The 17387-nt window shown below is 75.3% G+C and carries 18 protein-coding genes; 8 read left to right on the top strand and 10 right to left on the bottom strand.

What is annotated here, in order from left to right; translation table 11 throughout:
- Positions 1-38: 38 nt before the first annotated feature.
- On the top strand, positions 39-950 hold the full coding sequence (locus LG396_RS01010) for an alpha/beta fold hydrolase (protein WP_225793190.1): 912 nt from the start codon (positions 39-41) through the stop codon (positions 948-950).
- A 95-nt stretch (positions 951-1045) separates the two neighbouring features.
- Here the strand turns inward: LG396_RS01010 and LG396_RS01005 are convergent, their stop codons facing one another.
- From LG396_RS01005 to LG396_RS00995, 3 genes are all read right to left on the bottom strand, one after another.
- On the bottom strand, positions 1046-1867 hold the full coding sequence (locus LG396_RS01005; protein WP_225793614.1) for an ABC transporter permease subunit: 822 nt from the start codon (positions 1865-1867) through the stop codon (positions 1046-1048).
- Between the two features lie 109 nt (positions 1868-1976).
- A complete protein-coding gene (locus LG396_RS39065) occupies positions 1977-3590 on the bottom strand; it encodes a DUF1349 domain-containing protein (RefSeq protein ID WP_263978537.1) in 1614 nt (537 codons plus the stop codon).
- Entirely contained in the window at positions 3587-4528 is a 942-nt protein-coding gene (locus LG396_RS00995) for an ABC transporter ATP-binding protein (RefSeq protein ID WP_018851889.1), read from the bottom strand. Before LG396_RS00995 ends, LG396_RS39065 begins: the two co-directional genes overlap by 4 nt.
- A 184-nt stretch (positions 4529-4712) precedes the next feature.
- Between LG396_RS00995 and LG396_RS00990 the strand changes: the two genes are divergently transcribed.
- The 3 genes from LG396_RS00990 (at position 4713) to LG396_RS00980 (ending at position 7442) form a co-directional block, all read left to right on the top strand.
- On the top strand, positions 4713-5927 hold the full coding sequence (locus tag LG396_RS00990; protein ID WP_225793613.1) for a sensor histidine kinase: 1215 nt from the start codon (positions 4713-4715) through the stop codon (positions 5925-5927).
- A complete protein-coding gene (locus LG396_RS00985; protein ID WP_225793188.1) occupies positions 5924-6673 on the top strand; it encodes a response regulator transcription factor in 750 nt (249 codons plus the stop codon). Before LG396_RS00990 ends, LG396_RS00985 begins: the two co-directional genes overlap by 4 nt.
- 91 nt (positions 6674-6764) lie before the next feature.
- Complete coding sequence (locus LG396_RS00980) at positions 6765-7442, top strand: HAD family hydrolase (RefSeq protein WP_225793187.1); 678 nt, start codon at positions 6765-6767, stop codon at positions 7440-7442.
- Positions 7443-7520: 78 nt separating this feature from the next.
- Here LG396_RS00980 and LG396_RS00975 read toward each other — a convergent pair whose 3' ends face one another.
- On the bottom strand, positions 7521-8078 hold the full coding sequence (locus LG396_RS00975) for a GNAT family N-acetyltransferase (protein WP_018836397.1): 558 nt from the start codon (positions 8076-8078) through the stop codon (positions 7521-7523).
- Between the two features lie 63 nt (positions 8079-8141).
- Positions 8142-9110, bottom strand: coding sequence for a LysR family transcriptional regulator (locus tag LG396_RS00970; protein ID WP_225793186.1), 969 nt, complete (start codon positions 9108-9110; stop codon positions 8142-8144).
- Positions 9111-9183: 73 nt separating this feature from the next.
- Here LG396_RS00970 and LG396_RS00965 point away from each other — a divergent pair, with 73 nt between their 5' ends.
- Entirely contained in the window at positions 9184-10437 is a 1254-nt protein-coding gene (locus LG396_RS00965; protein ID WP_225793185.1) for a DMT family transporter, read from the top strand.
- Between the two features lie 10 nt (positions 10438-10447).
- Positions 10448-11818: a serine hydrolase domain-containing protein gene (locus LG396_RS00960; RefSeq protein ID WP_225793184.1), complete on the top strand. Its 1371-nt coding sequence runs from the start codon at positions 10448-10450 to the stop codon at positions 11816-11818.
- A gap of 54 nt (positions 11819-11872) precedes the next feature.
- Here the strand turns inward: LG396_RS00960 and LG396_RS00955 are convergent, their stop codons facing one another.
- The 3 genes from LG396_RS00955 to LG396_RS00945 all read right to left on the bottom strand — a co-directional run bounded on the left by LG396_RS00955 (position 11873) and on the right by LG396_RS00945 (position 14185).
- The gene (locus LG396_RS00955; protein WP_225793183.1) at positions 11873-13027 is read right to left on the bottom strand and encodes a winged helix DNA-binding domain-containing protein; all 1155 of its coding nucleotides are present in this window, start codon (positions 13025-13027) and stop codon (positions 11873-11875) included.
- Between the two features lie 132 nt (positions 13028-13159).
- Positions 13160-13612 (bottom strand): GNAT family N-acetyltransferase, encoded by a 453-nt coding sequence (locus tag LG396_RS00950; RefSeq protein WP_225793182.1) that lies wholly within the window; start codon positions 13610-13612, stop codon positions 13160-13162.
- Between the two features lie 111 nt (positions 13613-13723).
- A complete protein-coding gene (locus tag LG396_RS00945; protein ID WP_027741561.1) occupies positions 13724-14185 on the bottom strand; it encodes a MarR family winged helix-turn-helix transcriptional regulator in 462 nt (153 codons plus the stop codon).
- 155 nt (positions 14186-14340) lie between these two features.
- Here LG396_RS00945 and LG396_RS00940 point away from each other — a divergent pair, with 155 nt between their 5' ends.
- A complete protein-coding gene (locus LG396_RS00940; protein WP_225793181.1) occupies positions 14341-15654 on the top strand; it encodes an MFS transporter in 1314 nt (437 codons plus the stop codon).
- Positions 15655-15706: 52 nt separating this feature from the next.
- On the opposite strand, the gene LG396_RS00935 is transcribed toward LG396_RS00940, so the two are convergent.
- Positions 15707-16084, bottom strand: coding sequence for a cupin domain-containing protein (locus LG396_RS00935; RefSeq protein ID WP_018836389.1), 378 nt, complete (start codon positions 16082-16084; stop codon positions 15707-15709).
- A 69-nt stretch (positions 16085-16153) separates the two neighbouring features.
- On the opposite strand from LG396_RS00935, the gene LG396_RS00930 reads away from it, so the two are divergent.
- Positions 16154-16627: a MarR family winged helix-turn-helix transcriptional regulator gene (locus tag LG396_RS00930; protein WP_225793180.1), complete on the top strand. Its 474-nt coding sequence runs from the start codon at positions 16154-16156 to the stop codon at positions 16625-16627.
- Between the two features lie 34 nt (positions 16628-16661).
- On the opposite strand, the gene LG396_RS00925 is transcribed toward LG396_RS00930, so the two are convergent.
- Complete coding sequence (locus tag LG396_RS00925; protein ID WP_225793179.1) at positions 16662-17330, bottom strand: winged helix-turn-helix transcriptional regulator; 669 nt, start codon at positions 17328-17330, stop codon at positions 16662-16664.
- Between the last annotated feature and the right edge of the window lie 57 nt (positions 17331-17387).

The following is a 17387-nucleotide window of genomic DNA, read 5'->3' as shown; positions in this document are numbered from 1 at the left end:
GCGGAGGGGCGGGGCAACGGCGCGGATAGCTTGGGGAGATGGGTGGTGAGGGCACGGGAGGGACGGGCGGCCCCGCGGTGGTCACCGGGGACGGGGTGCGGCTGTGGGCCGCGCGGCAGGGCGACGGCGCGGTGCCGGTGGTGTGCTGCCACGGCGGGCCCGGGCTCTGGGACACCCTGGAGGACGTCGCGGAGCTGCTGGCCGGCACGGCGACGTCGTACCGGTGGGACCAGCGCGGGTGCGGGCGGTCGGAAGGACGGGGCGGGCCGTTCACGATGGCGCGCGCGATCGCCGACCTCGACGCCGTGCGGGCGCACTTCGGGCTGGAGCGCCCCGTGCTCCTCGGGCACTCGTGGGGCGCGAGCCTCGCCCTGCGGTACGCGCTGGCGCACCCGGAGCGGGTGAGCGGGCTCGTCTACGTGTCGGGCACCGGGATCGACGCGCAGCGGACCTGGCAACCCGCGTACCGCCGGAACCTCGACGCGGCGCTCGGCGCACGGCTGCCGCGGCTGCGGGAGCTGGGGGAGCGGGGGTCGCTGGGCGGCGGCCGGGGTGCGGCGGAGGCGCGGGAGGCGTGCGTGCTGCAGTGGTCGGCGGACTTCGTACCGCCTGCGGGTCCGCGGGCGGTGGCGGCGGCCGAACGGATGGCGACGCCCTTCCGCGGGGTGAACACCGAGGCGAACGCGGCGCTCGTCGCCGCGGAACGGGAGGAGTCGGGCACGGCCGGCCTGCGCGGGAAGTGCGCGGGGTTGGCGGTGCCGGTGCTGGTGGTGGACGGGGAGGCGGACATCCGGCCGCGGTCGGCGGTGGATTCGCTGGTTACGGCGCTGCCGCAGGTGGACCGGGTGGTGCTGGGCGGGGCGGGGCACCTGCCGTGGTCGGAGGCGCCGGAGGCGTTCGGGGAGGCGGTGGCGGGGTTCCTCGGCGGGGTGCGGGAACGGCGGACGTAGCGCCGGATCCGCCGCCCGGGCACGTACCCCGCGGATGCGCCGCCCGGGCGCCTACCCGGCGGATGCGCCGCCCGGGCACGTACCCGAGTCTGCTGCTACGCGTCCCGCCGCCGCAGCACCGCCGCGCCCAGCGCCAGTGCCGCCGCCGACCACGCCGCCAGCACCCCCAGCCCCGCCCACGGCCCGATGGGCAGCGCCGCCGTGTCCACCGTCGACTGCACCGCAAGGCCCGCGGACGACGGCCCGTACCGCTGGAGCCGCTCGACCCACTCCGGATCCGACAGCATCCCCGCCACCAGCGGCGACGCGTACAGCACCCCCAGGCACGCCGCGACCGCGCCCGCCGTGTCCCGCAGCGCCGCGCCCAGGCCCAGCGCCAGCAGCGCCACCAGCACCAGGTACAGCGCCGTCCCGAAGCCGGCGCGCAGCACCGGCCCCGCCCCGAGGTCGTACGCGGTGAAGCCCGCCGGCACCAGCGCCCGCCCCGCGAGCAGCGCACCCAGCACCCCCGCGCCGCCCGCGACCAGCACCGCAGCGCCGACCACCGCGGACTTCGCGGCCAGTACGCGCAACCGGCCCGGCACGGCGGTCAGCGTCGTCCGGATCGTGCCTGTGCCGTACTCGGCGGTGAACGCCAGCGACGCGAGCGCCGCGACCGCCGCCTGCCCGGCCCACACGCCTGCCAGGCTGGTCTTCACGACGTCCTCGCGGCAGCCGGCCGGCGGGCAGTGCGCCGTGGACAGCCCGCTGACCGCGCCCGCACCGATCGCCGCCGTGACGGCGGCGACGGCGAGGAGGAGCCACCACGTGCTGGGGACGGTACGCAGCTTGGTCCACTCCGCCCGCGCCGCGTACCCCGCGTCCCGCAGCCCCGCGCGCACCGACCGGCCCCCGGCCGCGTACCGCACCTCCCGCACCCGCTGCCCGCCGCGCCCTCTCGGCTCCCCCGCCCCCGCCTGCTCCGGCTCCTCCGCCGTACCCACCGACTCCACCGGCTCCACCGGCTCCCGCAGACCTCTCCGCCCGTCACGCATCACGCCGCCGCAGCCGCCACGCCGCCAGCGCCAGCACCACCGCCGCCCACACCGCCAGCACCCCGAGCCCCGTCCACGGCCCCTGCGGCATGCACCCGTCCTCCGGCAGGCACACCGTCTCCACCTGCTCGTAGTGCGGCGTCGTGCTCTGCACCCCGAACCCCGCCACCGGTGTCACGCGGAACAGCCACTCCACCGCCCCCAGCGGCAGCCCACCGCCCAGCACCAGCGGCAGCACGAACGGCACCACCACGAGCGTCACCGCCGCCGCCGTGTGCCGCAGCAGCGCCCCCAGCCCCAGCGCGAACAGCGCCACCAGCGCCAGCAGCAGCCCCGTGCCCACCACCGCCCGCAGCGCCGGCCCGTCGGCCAGCGACACCTCCGGGAACTGCGGCGGCCGGTGCCCGCCCGCGCGCAGCGCCCGCTGCCCCACCAGGAACGACACCACCGCCGCCGCCAGTCCCGCCGCGAACGCCGCCGCCGCCAGCACCACGCCCTTCGCCACCAGCACCCGGCCGCGCCGCGGTCCCGCGGTGAACGTCGTGCGGATCATGCCGCGCTTGTACTCGGCGGTGATGAACAGGACCCCCAGCGCCGCGAACGCGATCAGTCCGACCTGCGCCCCAGCCAGGCTCATCCACGTCAGGTCCCCCGCGGGCGGGCGCGGGCCGATGTCGCCGGAGCCGGTGACGGTGAACGTGCCGCCGGCGCGCTCGGTGCCGCCGACCGGGCCGTTGGCCGCCGCGGGGCCGGACGGCGGACCCACGGCCTCGTCCTGCCACGCCCCCGCCCCGGACCCGCCGCCAGCCCCGCTCGAGGAACCGCCGGAACCGCCGCCTTCGAGCCGTACGTTGTCGAACACCCCCGTCGCCTCGCTCGGCCCCGCCCCGATGCTCAGCGACCCGAACGACCGCTCCACCCGCACCGTCTCCGGCGCCGCCACGAACAACCCCGCCCGCGCCGTCCGCGGCAACCCGGCCGCGGAGACGCTGCCGACCTCGCGCCACCGCTCGCCGTCGGCGGACTCGTAGCCGGTCAGCCGGTCGCCCTCGCGTGTCAACCGCAGCCACACCGGGGCGTCCCCGGCCACCGCGCCGCCGGCGACATCGTGCTCGAACCCGTACTGCAGCCGCACCCCGTGTTCGTGCGTGCGCATGAGCGCCACGTACGGACTCCCCGGTTCCGTACCCGCCTTCACGATCAAGCCGGCCTTCGCCCACGGCGCGTCCGTGCCCCTGCCGAGCGTCAGGTCCGTCACGCGCGCGGTGACGCTGCCGTCCCCGGCCAGCGGTCGGTGCACGAAGCGGAACGAGTCCGCGACCCGGTCCGCCGCCTCGGTACCGGAGCCGCCGCCGTCGTCGGACGTGGCCATCTCGCTGCCGCCCGCCGACACCAGCGACACGAGCACCGTCACGACCACACCCGCGAGCAGCGTGAGCAGCCACCGGTCGACACTGCGCAGCTTCGTGAACTCCGCGCGCAGCAACTGCCAGAACCCGTCACGCGCGGGCGGCAGCTTCGAACGGTACGGGGCCGCGCCCCCGGCGCCCGTCCCCGTACCCGTACCCGTATCAGTCCCCGTGCCCGTGCCCGTACCCGCACTCATCGCGGATCCTCCCCCTCCGGGCCGGCGGCGAACTCCGCCTCCCCGCGCGTCAGCTCCATGTACGCCTCCTCCAGCGACGCCCGGTGCGCCGCCAGCTCCGAGAACGGCACCGCCTCCGCGCCCAGCAGCTCCGCCACCCGCTCCGCCGCGAGCCCCGACACCGTCAGCGACTCCCGGCCCGTCGCCGCCACCGTCGCCCCCGCCGCGGCCAGCACCGTCATCGCCCGCTCCCGCGCCCCGGTACGCAGCGCGACCCGGCTGTCCGAAGCCGCGGCCAGCACCTCGGCCACCGGCATGTCCGCGACAAGCCGGCCACGGCCGATCACCACGAGGTGGTCGGCGGTGTCCTGGAGCTCGCTCATCAGGTGGCTGGAGACGAGCACCGCCCGGCCCTCCGCCGCCAGCCGGCGCAGGAAGCCGCGTATCCAGCGGATGCCCTCCGGGTCCAGCCCGTTGACCGGCTCGTCGAAGAGCAGCACCGGCGGATCGCCGAGGAGCGCGGCGGCGATGCCGAGGCGCTGGCGCATCCCCAGCGAGTAGCCCCCGACCCGCCGCCGGCCGGCCGCGGCGAGACCCACCTGCTCCAGCAACTCGTCGACGCGGCGCGGCGGCAGGCCGTGCGAGTGCGCCAGCCACAGCAGGTGGTCGCGCCCGCGGCGGCTCGGGTGCACGGCCGCCGCGTCGAGCGCGGCGCCGACGTGCTGCAGCGGGCGGCGCAGCGCCGCGTACGGGCGGCCGCCGACCAGCGCACTGCCCGCGTCGGGCGCGTCGAGGCCCAGGACGATGCGCATCGTGGTGGACTTCCCGGCCCCGTTGGGGCCGACGAACCCGGTGACCTGACCGGGGACGACCGTGAACGACAGACCGTCCACGGCGGCGACGGGACCGAAGCGCTTGCGCAGCTCCCGGACCTCGATGGTTGCTTCTGACGCTGCCATGGTGAGGAGGCTACGAAGCGGGCGGCGGGCAGGTCGTCACGCAGGGGAGGAGTCTTGCGGGCGGCGGGGTAGCTCGTGTGGGGGAGGCGGTCGTCCTGGGCGGGAGGGACGCCGGGAGCGGGCGGGCGCGGGGACAATGGCGCGTGTGACGGGCGTACGGGGAGAGCGGGCGGGGGGCGCGGGCGTGCCGCGTACCCGCCGCCCCCGCGCCCCTGCTCCCCCGCTCCGCCGGATAGCCGCCTCCCCCGACGGCCCCGTCGCCGCCGCCGCGCTCCTCGCGCTCCTCGCCGCCGTCGACACCGTCCTGCGCGCCGGCGCCGGCGACCGCCTCACCGCCGCCCTGCTCCTCGCCTTCGGCGCCACCGCCCCCCTCGCGCTGCTACGCACCCACCCCGCCCCCGCCGCCGTCCTCACCACCGCCGCGAACGCCCCGCTCCTCGCCCTCCTCGGCGCCCCCGCCGCCGCCGGCGTCGCCGCCCAGGCCCTCCTCCTGCACCGCCTCGCCCGCCACGGCACCCGCCGGGCCCGCACCCTCGCCGTCCTGCTCGTACTGCCGCTCGCCGGCTACGCCGTCGGCGACCCCGGCACCGCCGCCGGCGGCCGGCTCGACGACACCGGCCGGCTGCTGGCCGTCGCCGCCGCCGTCCTCCTCGCCGCCGCCACCGGCACCGGCCTCGCCCGCCGCGCCCGCAGCGCCGCCGCCGCGCACAGCGCCACCGAACGCGCCATCGCCCACACCCTCTACGAGCACGCCGCCCGCGGCGAACGCGCCCGCATCGCACGCGAACTCCACGACGTCGTCGCCCACCACATCTCGATGATCTCCGTCCAGGCCGAGACCGCCCGCCTCACCACCCCCGGCCTCCCCGACGAAGGCGCCCGCCGGTTCCGCGACATCGGCGACACCGCCCGCACCGCGCTCACCGAGATGCGCCGCCTGCTCGGCGTCCTGCGCGAGGACGCCGGCGCCGCCCCCGCGGAACGCCGCCCCCCACCCGGCCTCGCCCAGCTCAACGAACTCCTCGACGAGGCCCGCGACGCCGCCGGCGCCGCCGTGCGCCTCATCGTCAGCGGCGCCGTACGCCCCCTGGACACCGGCATCGAACTCACCGCGTACCGCATCGTGCAGGAAGCCCTCACCAACGCCCGCCGGCACGCCCCCGGCTCCGCCGTCGACGTCGAACTCCACTACGCCGACGCCACCCTGCGCCTGCGCATCCGCGACAACGGCCCCGGCCCGGGCCCCGCTGACGGCGGGCACGGGCTGGTCGGCATGCGCGAACGCGCCGCGGCCGTCGGCGGCCGGCTGCACAGCGGGCCCGCCGCGGGCGGCGGCTTCCTGCTCGAAGCGACGCTCCCGGCGCAGACCCGTACGAGCAGGGAGGAACCCGCCGCATGACCGGCCCCACCGACCCCGCCGACCACGCAGGCCCCGCCGCCCACCCGGACCCCGCCGGGCCTGCGGGACGCGCCGGCCCGGTGCGCGTCGTCGTCGCCGACGACCACGAAGTCGTACGCGCCGGCTTCGCCGGACTCCTCGCCACCCAACCCGACTTCGACGTCGTCGGCACCGCGCACGACGGCGCCGACGCGATCCGCGTCTGCCGCGCCCGCCGGGCCGACGTCGTCCTCATGGACGTCCGCATGCCCGGCGTCGACGGCATCGAGGCAACCGCCCGCCTCACCGCCGACCCGCCGCACCCCAGGGTGCTGATCCTCACCACCTTCGACCTCGACGAGTACGTCTACGACGCACTCGCCGCCGGTGCCAGCGGCTTCCTGCTCAAGGACGTCACCGCGGAGCAGCTCTTCGCGGCCGTGCGCGTCGTCGCGGCCGGGGAGGCGCTGCTCGCGCCGGCGGTCACGCGGCGGCTCATCGCCGAGTTCGCGCGGCTGCGCGCGGCGCGGCCGGAGCGCGACGGGGCGGCGGCGCCGCTGGCGGCGCTGACACCGCGGGAGACGGAGGTGCTGCGGCTCCTCGCCGAGGGCCTGTCCAACCCCGAACTGGCCGCGCGCCTCCACGTCGGCGAGGAGACCGTGAAGACGCACGTCAGCCGGCTGCTGGCCAAGCTCGGCCTGCGGGACCGGACGCAGGCGGTGGTGATGGCGTACGAAACGGGCCTGGTCGTCCCCGGCTCCCGCTGACGCCCCTTCGCGGCACACCCCGGCACACTGTGGCGCCGCGGCGCCGCGGCCGCCCGGCCCGTACCGGCGGCGCTCGGTTAGCCTCGTGACCATGCCCGGAGCCATCGAACTCGTGATATTCGACTGCGACGGAGTCCTCGTCGACTCCGAGCGCATCGCCGCCGCCGCGCAGGTCACCGTGGGCGCGGAACTCGGCTGGCCGCTCACCGAAGCCGACGCCGTCGACCTGTTCATGGGCAAGTCCCAGGAATCCGTCGGCGCCATGGTCGTCGAACGCCTCGGCCCGGGCGCGGACAAGACCTGGCGCACCCGCTACTACGAGGAGTTCTTCGCCGGCCTCGACCGCCTCGAAGCCGTACCCGGCGTCGTCGACGCGCTCGACGCCATCGCCGCCGCGGGCCTGCCGACGTGCGTCGCGTCCAGCGGCGACCACGAACGGATGCGCCGCACCCTCGGCCGGACCGGGCTGTACGACCGCTTCGCCGGACGCATCTACTCCGCCGCCGACGTCGGCGGCCGCGGCAAACCCGCACCCGACCTCTTCCTGCACGCGGCGCGGGAGATGGGCTACGCGCCGCAGGCGTGCGCGGTGGTGGAGGACAGCCGCTACGGCGTGCAGGCGGCGCGCGCCGCAGGCATGCGCGCGTACGGCTTCACCGGCGGGCTGTCACCGGCGGACTGGCTGGCGGGACCCGGCACCGTACTCTTCGACGACATGCGCAAGCTGCCGGTGCTGCTGGAGACGGAGTCAGCCGGAGCGCCCGACTGACGGTCGGCGGGGACACGCCCCGAGGGCACGACGGGGCACGGCCGGAGGGGGCACGGCCCGTACGCACAGGAGCCGGCGCTACGCCTCCTGGCCGGCGACCCACTCGTCCGCGAGCACCGACCACACCTCGGTGTCCTGCCGCACCCCCCGGTACAGGAACTGGGAGCGCAGCACCCCGTCGCGGCGCATGCCGAGGCGCTGGGCGACCCTGATGCTCGGGGTGTTCTCCGCGGACACCAGCCACTCCACGCGCTCCACACCGCGCTCGCGCACCGCCCAGTCGACGATGACGCGCACCGCGCGCGTGACCAGCCCGCGGCCGGCGGCGTCGGGCTCCACCCAGCAGCCGGCCTCGCAGGTGCGCTGCCGCGCGTCGAAGACGCGGAACAGGACGCCGCCGACGAGGAGGCCGTCGAGCCAGATGCCGTAGAGGCGGCCGGAGTCGGCGGCGGCCTTGTCCGCGTACGTCTGGAGCCAGGCGCGGGCGGAGTCGAGGTCCGCGGCGGCGTCGGGCAGGCCGACATGGCGGCCGATGAACGCGCGACCGCGGTCCATGTGGGCGAGGAACTCCTCCGCCTGCCACGGCTCCAGCGGCCGCAGCTCGGCACCGTCGTCACCCAGGGATATCGCGAACATCGGGTCCTCCAGTGGCTGTGCTCGACACCGTGATCCTCGCACGGCCCACTGACGGTCCCCAGGTCACCCGCCCGCAGCCGACACCTCCTGTACCTGCGCCGTGGGGGCCCGCGCCGACCGGCCCTGCGCCTCCTGCGCGAGGGCGGCGACACAGGCCCGTACGGCCGGACTCTCCCCCCGCGACCGCCACGCGGCCTGCACCGTACGCCGCACCGCCGGCCGCACCGGCACGAACCGCACCCCCGGCGGGCACGGCCGCTGCGCCATCTCCGGTACGAGCGACACGCACAACCCGCCGCGCACGAGCGCGAGCTGCGTGGCGTACTCCGTCACCTGATACCGCACCTCCGGCTCCAGACCCACCTCGCGCAGCGCCTGCGTCAGCCCCTCGTACGGCTCGGTGCCGACCGGACAGCTCGCCCACACCGCAGCCCCGGTCGCGTGCGCGAGACCACCCAGCTCGGCGAGGCCGACGCGCTCGCGGCCGGCCAGCGGATGCGCGTCGGGCACCGCCAGCTGCACGTCCTCGACCACGAGCGTCCGCACCGTCAGCCCCTGCGGCAACCGGATGGGCCGGGTGCTCCAGCTCTCGATGAGCAGCAGATCCAGCTCCCCGCCGACCAGCCCGGGCACCAGCTCGACGACCTCGCCGTCGACGACCGTGGGGACCAGCCGCGGATGCGAGGCGGTCAGCGCGGTCAGCACCTCGGGCAGCAGCGCGCGCAGCGAACTGCCGACGCCGCCGAGGCGCAGCGGGCCGAGGATCTCGTCCTGCAGGTCGGCGAGATCCGCCTCCGCCTCGGCGACCTGCGCACACACCCGGGCCGCATGCGCGGCGAGCACCTTGCCGGCGTGGGTGAGGCGCACGCTGCGCCCGTACGGCTCCAGCAGCCGGTGCCCCGACTCGCGCTCCAGCTTGGCGAGCTGCTGCGAGACGCCGGAGGCGGTGACGTGCAGCGACTCGGCGGCGCGGGCGATGGTGCCGTGGACGGCGACGGCGTCGAGGGCGCGCAGGCGCTCCAAGCTGAACACGAAGCAAGCCTAATGCTTTCGACTAAGGAATCATCGCTTTTTCTTGGGGGACCGGGCAGGCAGAGTGAGGAGCATGCGAGTCGACGGGGACGGCCAGGACAGCCCAGGCGGCATACCGACCCAGAACCCCCAGCCCCCGCCCGCGACCACCCCCGGCACGGCCACCCCCGCCCCGGACGCACACCCGGGCGGCCCCGGGCTCCTGACCCGGCTGGCCACCCCGGTCACGATGGTCATCGGCGGCTCGGCGTGCATCTCGCTGTCGGCGATGTTCGTGAAGCTCTCCGACGTGAACGCCGGCACCGCCGCCTTCCTGCGCTGCCTCCTCGCGCTGCTGCTGCTCGCTCCCCTGGCGGTCGTCGAACTCCGCCGCCTGGGCCCGCGGGCCCGGCGCCCGGTGCTCACGGACCTGGCGGCCGGGCTGCTGCTCGGCATCGACTTCGTCTTCTGGGCGGCCAGCATCAGAGACGTCGGCGCCTCCATCGCGACCGTGCTGCTCAACATCCAGGTGATCGTCTTCCCGCTGCTGGCCCGGCTGCTGACCCGCACTCCGCTGCCGCGCGGCTTCTGGCTCACCACCCCGGTGCTGCTCGCCGGGGTGGCGCTCGCGGGCGGCGCGATCGGCGACCCGGAACCCGGCAGCAGCCCCGTCACCGGCATCCTCTACGGCACGGCCGCCGGCGTCGCCTTCGCCGGCTACCTCTTCCTCACCCGCCTGGGCGGCACCCACCCCCGCCCCCGCACAACGACCCCGCCCCCCGACGAACACCCCCGGGGCCAGGGCCAGAGCCGGGACCAGGAGCAGCGCAAGGCCCAGGACCAGGCCCAGGGCCAGGGCCAGGGCCAGGGCCAGGGCCAGAAGAGCCAAGCCCGGGACGGGGGGCGGGCCCCCCACCCCCCCACCCCCCGTCCCCTCCCCGCCGCTCCCTCCCGTTCCCGTGGGCACATCGCCGTGCCGGTGTGCACCGCGACGTTCTCCGCCGGCATCGCCTCCGGCATCCTCGGCGCGCTGTGGACCGGTATCGATCCGATGCCCGAGCCCGCGGCCCTCGGCTGGCTGGCCGCGATGGCCGCACTCGGCCAGGTCCTCGCCCTGCTCCTCATCACCCCCGCGTTGCCCCGGCTCGCCCCGGCCACCGGGGCGGCGCTGCTCCTGCTCCAGCCGGTGCTGGCCATCGGCACCGCCGTCGCGTTCATCGGCGAGCGGCCCACGGTGACGCAGTACGCCGGCTGCGTACTGGTGATCGCCACCGTCTGGTACGCCACCCGCGTCGGGGGCGGCCGCCGCGCACAAACTCCCGTGCTCCGCGCGGCCGGCCGCGGTTAGGCTGCGCGCCATGCCGCCGTATGACGACGCCCTGCTCCCCACCACCGCCCGCGCCCTGCGCCACCGGCTCGCCGTCGCGCAGAGCGAGGGCCGTACCCCTTCGCTCGTCGCGGCCGTCGTCCGGGACGGGGAGACGGTCTGGTCCGGCGCCCGCTCGATGATCGACGGGCACGAGCCGACCACCGACACCCAGTACCGCATCGGCTCGATCACCAAGACGTTCGTCGCCGTGCTGGTGCTCCGGCTGCGCGACGAGGGCCTCGTCGACCTCGCCGACCCGCTGGGAAAGCACCTCCCCGGCACTCAGGCTCCCGCGGTGACCATCGCCCAACTCCTCTCCCACAGTTCCGGTATCGGCGCCGAGCCGCGCGGCCCCTGGTGGGAGCGGACCCCGGGCACGCTGCGTCCCGAGCTCGGCGAACTCTTCGACGGCGACCCGTCCCGCCACCCGGCGGGCCGCCGGTACCACTACTCCAACCCCGGCTTCGCCTACCTCGGCGCGCTCGTCGAGGCGCTGCGCGGCGCGCCGTGGGGCGAAGTGCTGCGGCGCGAGGTGCTGGAGCCGCTGGGGCTGCGCCGCACCACGCTGCTGCCCGAGGCCCCGCACGCCGGCGGGTTCGCCGTCCATCCGTGGGCGGACGTCATGCAGCCCGAGCCGCTGCACGACACCGGCCGGATGGGCCCGGCGGGCCAGTTGTGGTCCACGGTCGGCGACCTGGCCCGGTTCGCGGGCTTCCTCGTGCACGGCGACGACCGGGTGCTCTCCGCCGAGACGCTGGCGGAGATGCGCACCCCCGCGGTGGCTCCCGAGACCGCGGAGTGGGACGTCGCGTACGGGCTCGGTTTGCAGCTGATCCGCCGCGACGGCACGCTGTTCTCCGGCCACACCGGCTCCATGCCAGGGTTCCTCGCCTGCCTCCTCTCCGATGTCGACGAGGGCGTGAGCGCGGTCGCCCTCACGAACGTGACTTCCGGTGTGTCCGTCTCCGGTCTCGCCACCGATCTGATCGGCACCCTGCTGCGGCACGAGCCGCGTATCCCCGAGCCGTGGCGTCCGCTGGCCGCGGACGAGGTGGATCCGGAGCTGCTCGCGCTCACGGGCCCTTGGTACTGGGGCGCGAACCCGCACGTGCTGCGGTTGAAGGAGGACCGCTGGCTGGACCTGAGTCCGCTGCACAGCAGCGGGTACGCCTCGCTCCTGCGCCCGGAGGCGGACGGCACGTGGACGGCGGTCGACGGCTACTGCGCCGGTGAGACGCTGCGGGTGGAGCGGACGGCGGACGGCGAGGTGTCGCACCTCGACCTGGGCACCTTCGTCTTCACCCGCGAACCGTACGGCCGGGACGCCCCCGTCCCCGGCGGCACCCGCGGCTGGACGTAGTCCCTCCTGCCGCGGCCCGGGCCCGGGGTCACGCGGACGGCTTCGCCGCCGCCCCTATGCCGTCAGCTCCTTCTCCAGCGGCGTGCGGAACCGGGGCGTTATCCGGGCGTCGCCGACCCACGCCGACAGCCGTTCCGCCGCCGCGGCCACCGCGCGTTCCGCGTCGCCGCCCACGTCCGTGAGCATCCGCCACACCACCTCTCCGTCCTGTCGTTGCGCCCAGCCGCCGACGACTTCGCCGTTCCACCACACCGTCGGCCCCACGTTGCCGCTGCCATCGAACAGCGCTTTGCGGTAGCCGGCGTCGAGGTGCCAGTCGCGTTCCTTCCAGCCCATCGGCGTCGGGTCGAGTCCCGGCAGCAGCGCCGCCCACGGCTCCGGTGCCGCGACCGGCCCGGTGTCGTCGGGCAGCACGTACCCCGTGCCCTCGTGCAGTTCCACCGGCACGGCGCCGGTCGCGGCCAGGGCCTTGCGCGCGGCGGTCTTCGTCCAGCCGGTCCACCACACGAGGTCCGCTTCGGTGGCCGGCCCGTACGCGTACAGCCAGCGTCTGGTCAGCTCCGCCTGCGCGTCGGCGACGTCCATGCCGGCGAAGTCCTCGCCGGGCGCCCACCGGAACTGGCTCGACGTCCACGACCCGCGGGGGTGTCCGCGGCGTATGTGCCCGTCGCAGGCGAGCATGCGCAGCACGCGCGTGGCCACGCCCTGCTGCGTCTCCTGGCGGGTGCCCGGGAAGACCGTGATCTTCGTGCGCAGCAGCGGCTCTGCGGCGGATATCTCGCTGCCGGTCGCCTCGCCCTTGTCCTTGAGGACCGCCAGCGCGGCGGCTTCGGCGCGCTGCAGCCACGCCTCGTCCAGGCCGTTCCAGTCCTTGAGGTGCTTGAGGAACGTGGCGCGCTCGCGAGCCGCTATGGCGCGGGCCGCGGCCGCGTCCACGGCGGGCGCCAGTTCGCGGCTGACCGCGAAGAGGGTGCGCCGCATGGACAGCAGCTTCACCAGCGACACGTCTTCGTAGAGCGCGCGCTCTACGGGCGTGACGCCGGGCTCCCGCATGCGCGCGCAGGCGGAGAGGAAGACCGTCGCCGCGTCCGTCGCATGCAGTGCGACGACCGCGTCCGCGGCTTCGACGGGCGTGGCCGCGCGGGCGGTCGGCGCCAGCGCGTGCCGCACGCCGATCCGGGCTCGTCGCTGCTCTGTCGTGATCTGCATAGTGGCAGTATGCCGAAGCCCGCACCGGCCCGCTCGGGCCTGTGGATAACTTCGGATCATGCTCACTGAAGTCGCTCTCACCAGCGGAGATGTCACGCAAGGGGGCTGTCGGCAACCGGGTGGACCCGGCCCCTAGAGCATTCGCTTGAATCCCACGTGCGTCGCCTCGAATCCCAGCCGCTCGTAGAAGCGGTGCGCGTCCGTGCGCGTCGCGTCCGACGTGAGTTGGACGACCGCGCATCCCTGCCGTCGCGCCTCCGCCACGGCCCACTCGATGAGTTGCGTCCCCAGCCCGCTTCCGCGCTCGTCGCGGTGCACGCGCACCGCCTCGATGAGCGCGCGCGTCATGCCCCGCCGCGACAGCCCCGGGATGACGGTGAGCTGGAGTGTGCCGACGACGGTGCCGTCCCGTTCGGCGACGGCCAGGTGCTGCGCGGGGTCGGCGTCGATGCGCGCGAAGGCCTGCTCGTACGGGGCGGGGTCGTCGGGGGTCTCGCGGGTGGCGCCCAGGGGGTCGTCGGCGAGCATCGCCACGATGGCGGGCACGTCGGCGGCCGTCGCGCGCCGTATTTCCAGGTCGCTCATGCCGCCGACTCTACGCAGCCGCCGGGGGCGCGCTTCCGTGCCCCGTGCGCCCATCTCCGCGGGCAGCCGCCCCGGGCGTCGTACGCGCGCCGCCGCTTCCCGTACGCGCTCCTACGTCGCGTACGCCGGCGGGGCCTCCAGCGTCTCCACCGCCGCGACCAGCGGCGCCAGCTCGGGCCGCTTCGCGGCCTCGTCCAGCGCCGCGCGCAGGGCGGCCTCGTACCCGGGCCTGGCCTCGGCGAGGAGGTTGCGGCCGGCGGGGGTGACCTCGGTGTAGATGCCGCGGCGGTCGTCCGGGCAGAGGTAGCGGCTGAGCAGTCCGCGGTCCTCGAGGCGGGTGACGAGGCGGGTGGTGGCGCTCTGGCTGAGGACGACGGAGTCGGCGAGCTGGTTCATGCGCAGGTGGAAGTCGTCCTGGCGGCTGAGGGCGTCCAGTACGGAGTATTCGCGGGCGCTCAGCCGGTGTGCGCGCTGGAGTGTGCGCTCCACGTGGGTCTCGATGCGGGCGTGCAGGGATGCCAGGGCCGACCAGCCCCGGGCCAGTTCGTCGAGCTGCTCGGCTGTGGCCGCCATGAGCGCCTCCGCGTCCCGTGAGTGCGTGCGTTCGCCGTCCTGACCCCGAGTTTACTCCACGACCGCAATAGCCCGCGCTTGCAAGGATCGGCGTGCGCAATTATTGTTGGCGCTTGGTAAATGGCAGCACCCGCATCCCTCTCAGGAGTCCCCGCATGCCTCTCGCGCTGCTCGCGCTGGCCATCGGCGCCTTCGGAATCGGCACCACGGAGTTCGTCGTCATGGGCCTGCTCCCGGAGGTGGCCGACGAGTTCTCCGTCTCCGTCCCCACCGCCGGCTGGCTCACCACCGGCTACGCCCTCGGCGTCTTCGGCGGCGCCCCGCTCCTCACCGCGCTCGGCACCCGGATCCCGCGCAAGCGGATGCTGATGAGCCTCATGGGCCTGTTCATCGCAGGCAACGTCATCTCCGCGCTCGCCCCCGCCTTCGGCATCATGCTCGCCGGGCGCATCGTCGCCTCCCTCGCCCACGGCGCGTTCTTCGGCATCGGCGCGGTCGTCGCCGCCGGGCTCGTCGCCAAGGACAAGCGGGCCGGGGCCATCGCGATGATGTTCACCGGCCTGACCGTGGCCAACGTCGTCGGCGTCCCCGGCGGCACGCTCCTCGGGCAGACCGTGGGCTGGCGGGCCACGTTCCTCGCGGTCGCGGCCATCGGAGTCGTCGGACTGGCCGGGGTCGCCAAGCTCGTACCGGACCTGCCGCGGGCACCCGAGGAAGCCTCCTCACCCGGCGGCACGGGACTGCGCCGCGAACTGGCCGCATTCCTCAACGGCCAGGTACTGCTGGCCATGGGCATGACCGTCCTCGGCTTCGGCGGGGTCTTCGCCGCCATCACCTACATCGCACCGATGGCGACCGAGGTCACCGGCTACGCCGACAGCTCCGTCACCTGGCTCCTCGCCCTCTTCGGCCTCGGCATGGTCGGCGGCAACCTGGTCGGCGGGCGCTTCGCCGACCGCGCCCTGATGCCGATGCTCTACGTCGCCCTCAGCGCCCTGACCGCGACGCTGGCGCTGTTCACGCTCACCGCGCACAACAAGCCGGCCGCCGCCGTGAGCATCTTCCTCGTCGGATTCTTCGGCTTCGCGACCGTGCCGCCGCTGCAGAAGCGGGTGCTCGACCAGGCCGCCGCCGCGCCCACCCTCGCCTCCGCCGTCAACGTCGGCGCGTTCAACCTCGGCAACGCGCTCGCCGCCTGGCTCGGCGGCCTGGTCATCTCCGCGGGCCTCGGCTACACCGCCCCCAACTGGGTCGGCGCCGCCCTCGCCGCCTCCGGTCTGGCACTCGCGGTCCTCGCCGCACGGCTGGAGCGCCGCACGGCCGCTGCGACGCCTGCCGTGGCCCCGTCGCGGACGGTACGGGTGGCGGGCAGCGCCGTACGCGACGGAGCCGAAGAACCGCGGAAGGACGTCGGCACCGTACGGGACGAAGACCCCGCCTCCGCACGGACCCACTCGACCGCAGGCTGACGCCCCGCGCCGGCGCCCCGGCCGGCGCTCATCGTCGACGTACCGGCGCCCGCTACTCCGCCCACGGCAGCCGGTGCCGCGTGCCGTCCTCGGTGACGGCGCCGCCCCCGGCCTCCATCACCACCAGCGCCTCCACGCCGCCGTCGCCCGGCGTCGTCCCGAGCCGCCGCAGCACGTCGGGCGGGAGCAGGACGGCCTCACCGGCTTCGGCGGTCTCGGTGCGGCCGTCGCAGGTCACGGTGAGGGAGCCGGATATGACCATCCAGACCTGCTCGCGGTCGACGGCGTGCACGGGCCCGGCCTGGCCGGCGTCCATGCGCACCCGCCAGGTGCTGAGCGCGGTGCTGCCCCGGGAGGGGGTGGCGAGGGACTCCATGGCCGCGTTCGGGGTGGTGACGGTGCGGTCGGCGGTGGGAGTGATGACCTTCATGCTTGTAAAGCTCCTTTACTTGGATGGATTGAGTAAAGGAGTTTTACTCACCTGTGTCAAGATGTCCCCGTGACCCGCGACGACGACAGCCCGCCGACCCCCGAGCTGCTGTTCCTGCTCGGGATGGCCTTCCAGCTCGTGCTGACCGAGTTCAACGAGCGTGTGGCCGCCGCGGGTTACCCCGACCTGCGGCCCGTCCACGGCATGGCGTTCCAGATCCTCGGCGCCGAAGGCGCCACCAGCAGCGAACTCGCCGCCCGCCTCGGCGTCACCAAGCAGGCCGCCGGCCAGCTCGTCGACGACCTGGAGCGCCGCGGCTACGTCCTGCGCACCGCCCACCCCGCCGGCGGCCGGCGCAAGCTCGTCGTCCTCACCGACGCCGCCCGCCGGCACCTCGGCATCGCCGGGGACGTCCTGCACGACCTCGAAGCCGAACTCGCCCGCCGCGCAGGCGCGGACACCCCCCTTCTCCGCGCCGAACTCCTCCGCCTCGTCCACGGCCTCGCCGGCGACGACCTCCCCCCGCTACGCCCCGTCTGGTGACCCCGCGGACACGGCGAGTGCGCAGGTCGGGGCCTCAGCGCCGCTGCACCGCCGCCACCAGCCGCTCCATTACCTCCCCGTCACCCTCGACCCTCAGCTCCCCCGCCTCGACCGCCTCGGCCAGCGGACGCTCGTGGGACAGAACCGACTGCAGCGTGTCGTGGTCCGTCGTCACCGCGACGTCCGGAGACCTCGGCTCCTCGCCGCGCCGCACGGCGGTCAACTCGCCGTCGGCGACCTCCACCCCGTACACCTCACGCTCCAGCTCTATGCGGTAGCTCGCCGACCACGCCGCATGCGGCTGCGGCTGGAAGTAGGCGCGCAGCCCGAGCAGAACGGTGTCGGAGGTCAGCACCCCCTTCAGCGGTATCACCGGCGAACGCAGCCCCCACCTGCGCAAAGCGGCGAAGACCGGCTCCAGCTCGCTGCCCCACTCCGTCAGCTCGTACACCTTCGCCGAGGCGGGTGGCGGCAGCGCTCGGTGCGCGAGCACACCGAACCGCTCCAGGTCCCGCAGGCGTTGGGACAGCACGCTGGGCCCGATGCCGGGGAGCGCGGCCTGCAGGTCCGCGTAACGCCGGGGGCCCAGGCGCAGCTCGCGCACGACGAGCAGCGCCCAGCGCTCCCCGATCATGTCGAGCGCATGGGCGATCGGGCACGCCTGCCCGTAAGTCCGCCTCTCGTCGCCGCTGCCCCTCGCCATCGCCGCTCTCCTTCCGCGCTCCCAATTTCGCTACGAAAAATGTAGCACGAGCTTTGA

This window comes from Streptomyces aculeolatus (assembly GCF_020400605.1).
Lineage (GTDB): Bacteria > Actinomycetota > Actinomycetes > Streptomycetales > Streptomycetaceae > Streptomyces > Streptomyces aculeolatus.
Note: the sequence above shows the minus strand (reverse complement) of the source record. Positions and strands in the feature narration are given on the sequence as shown.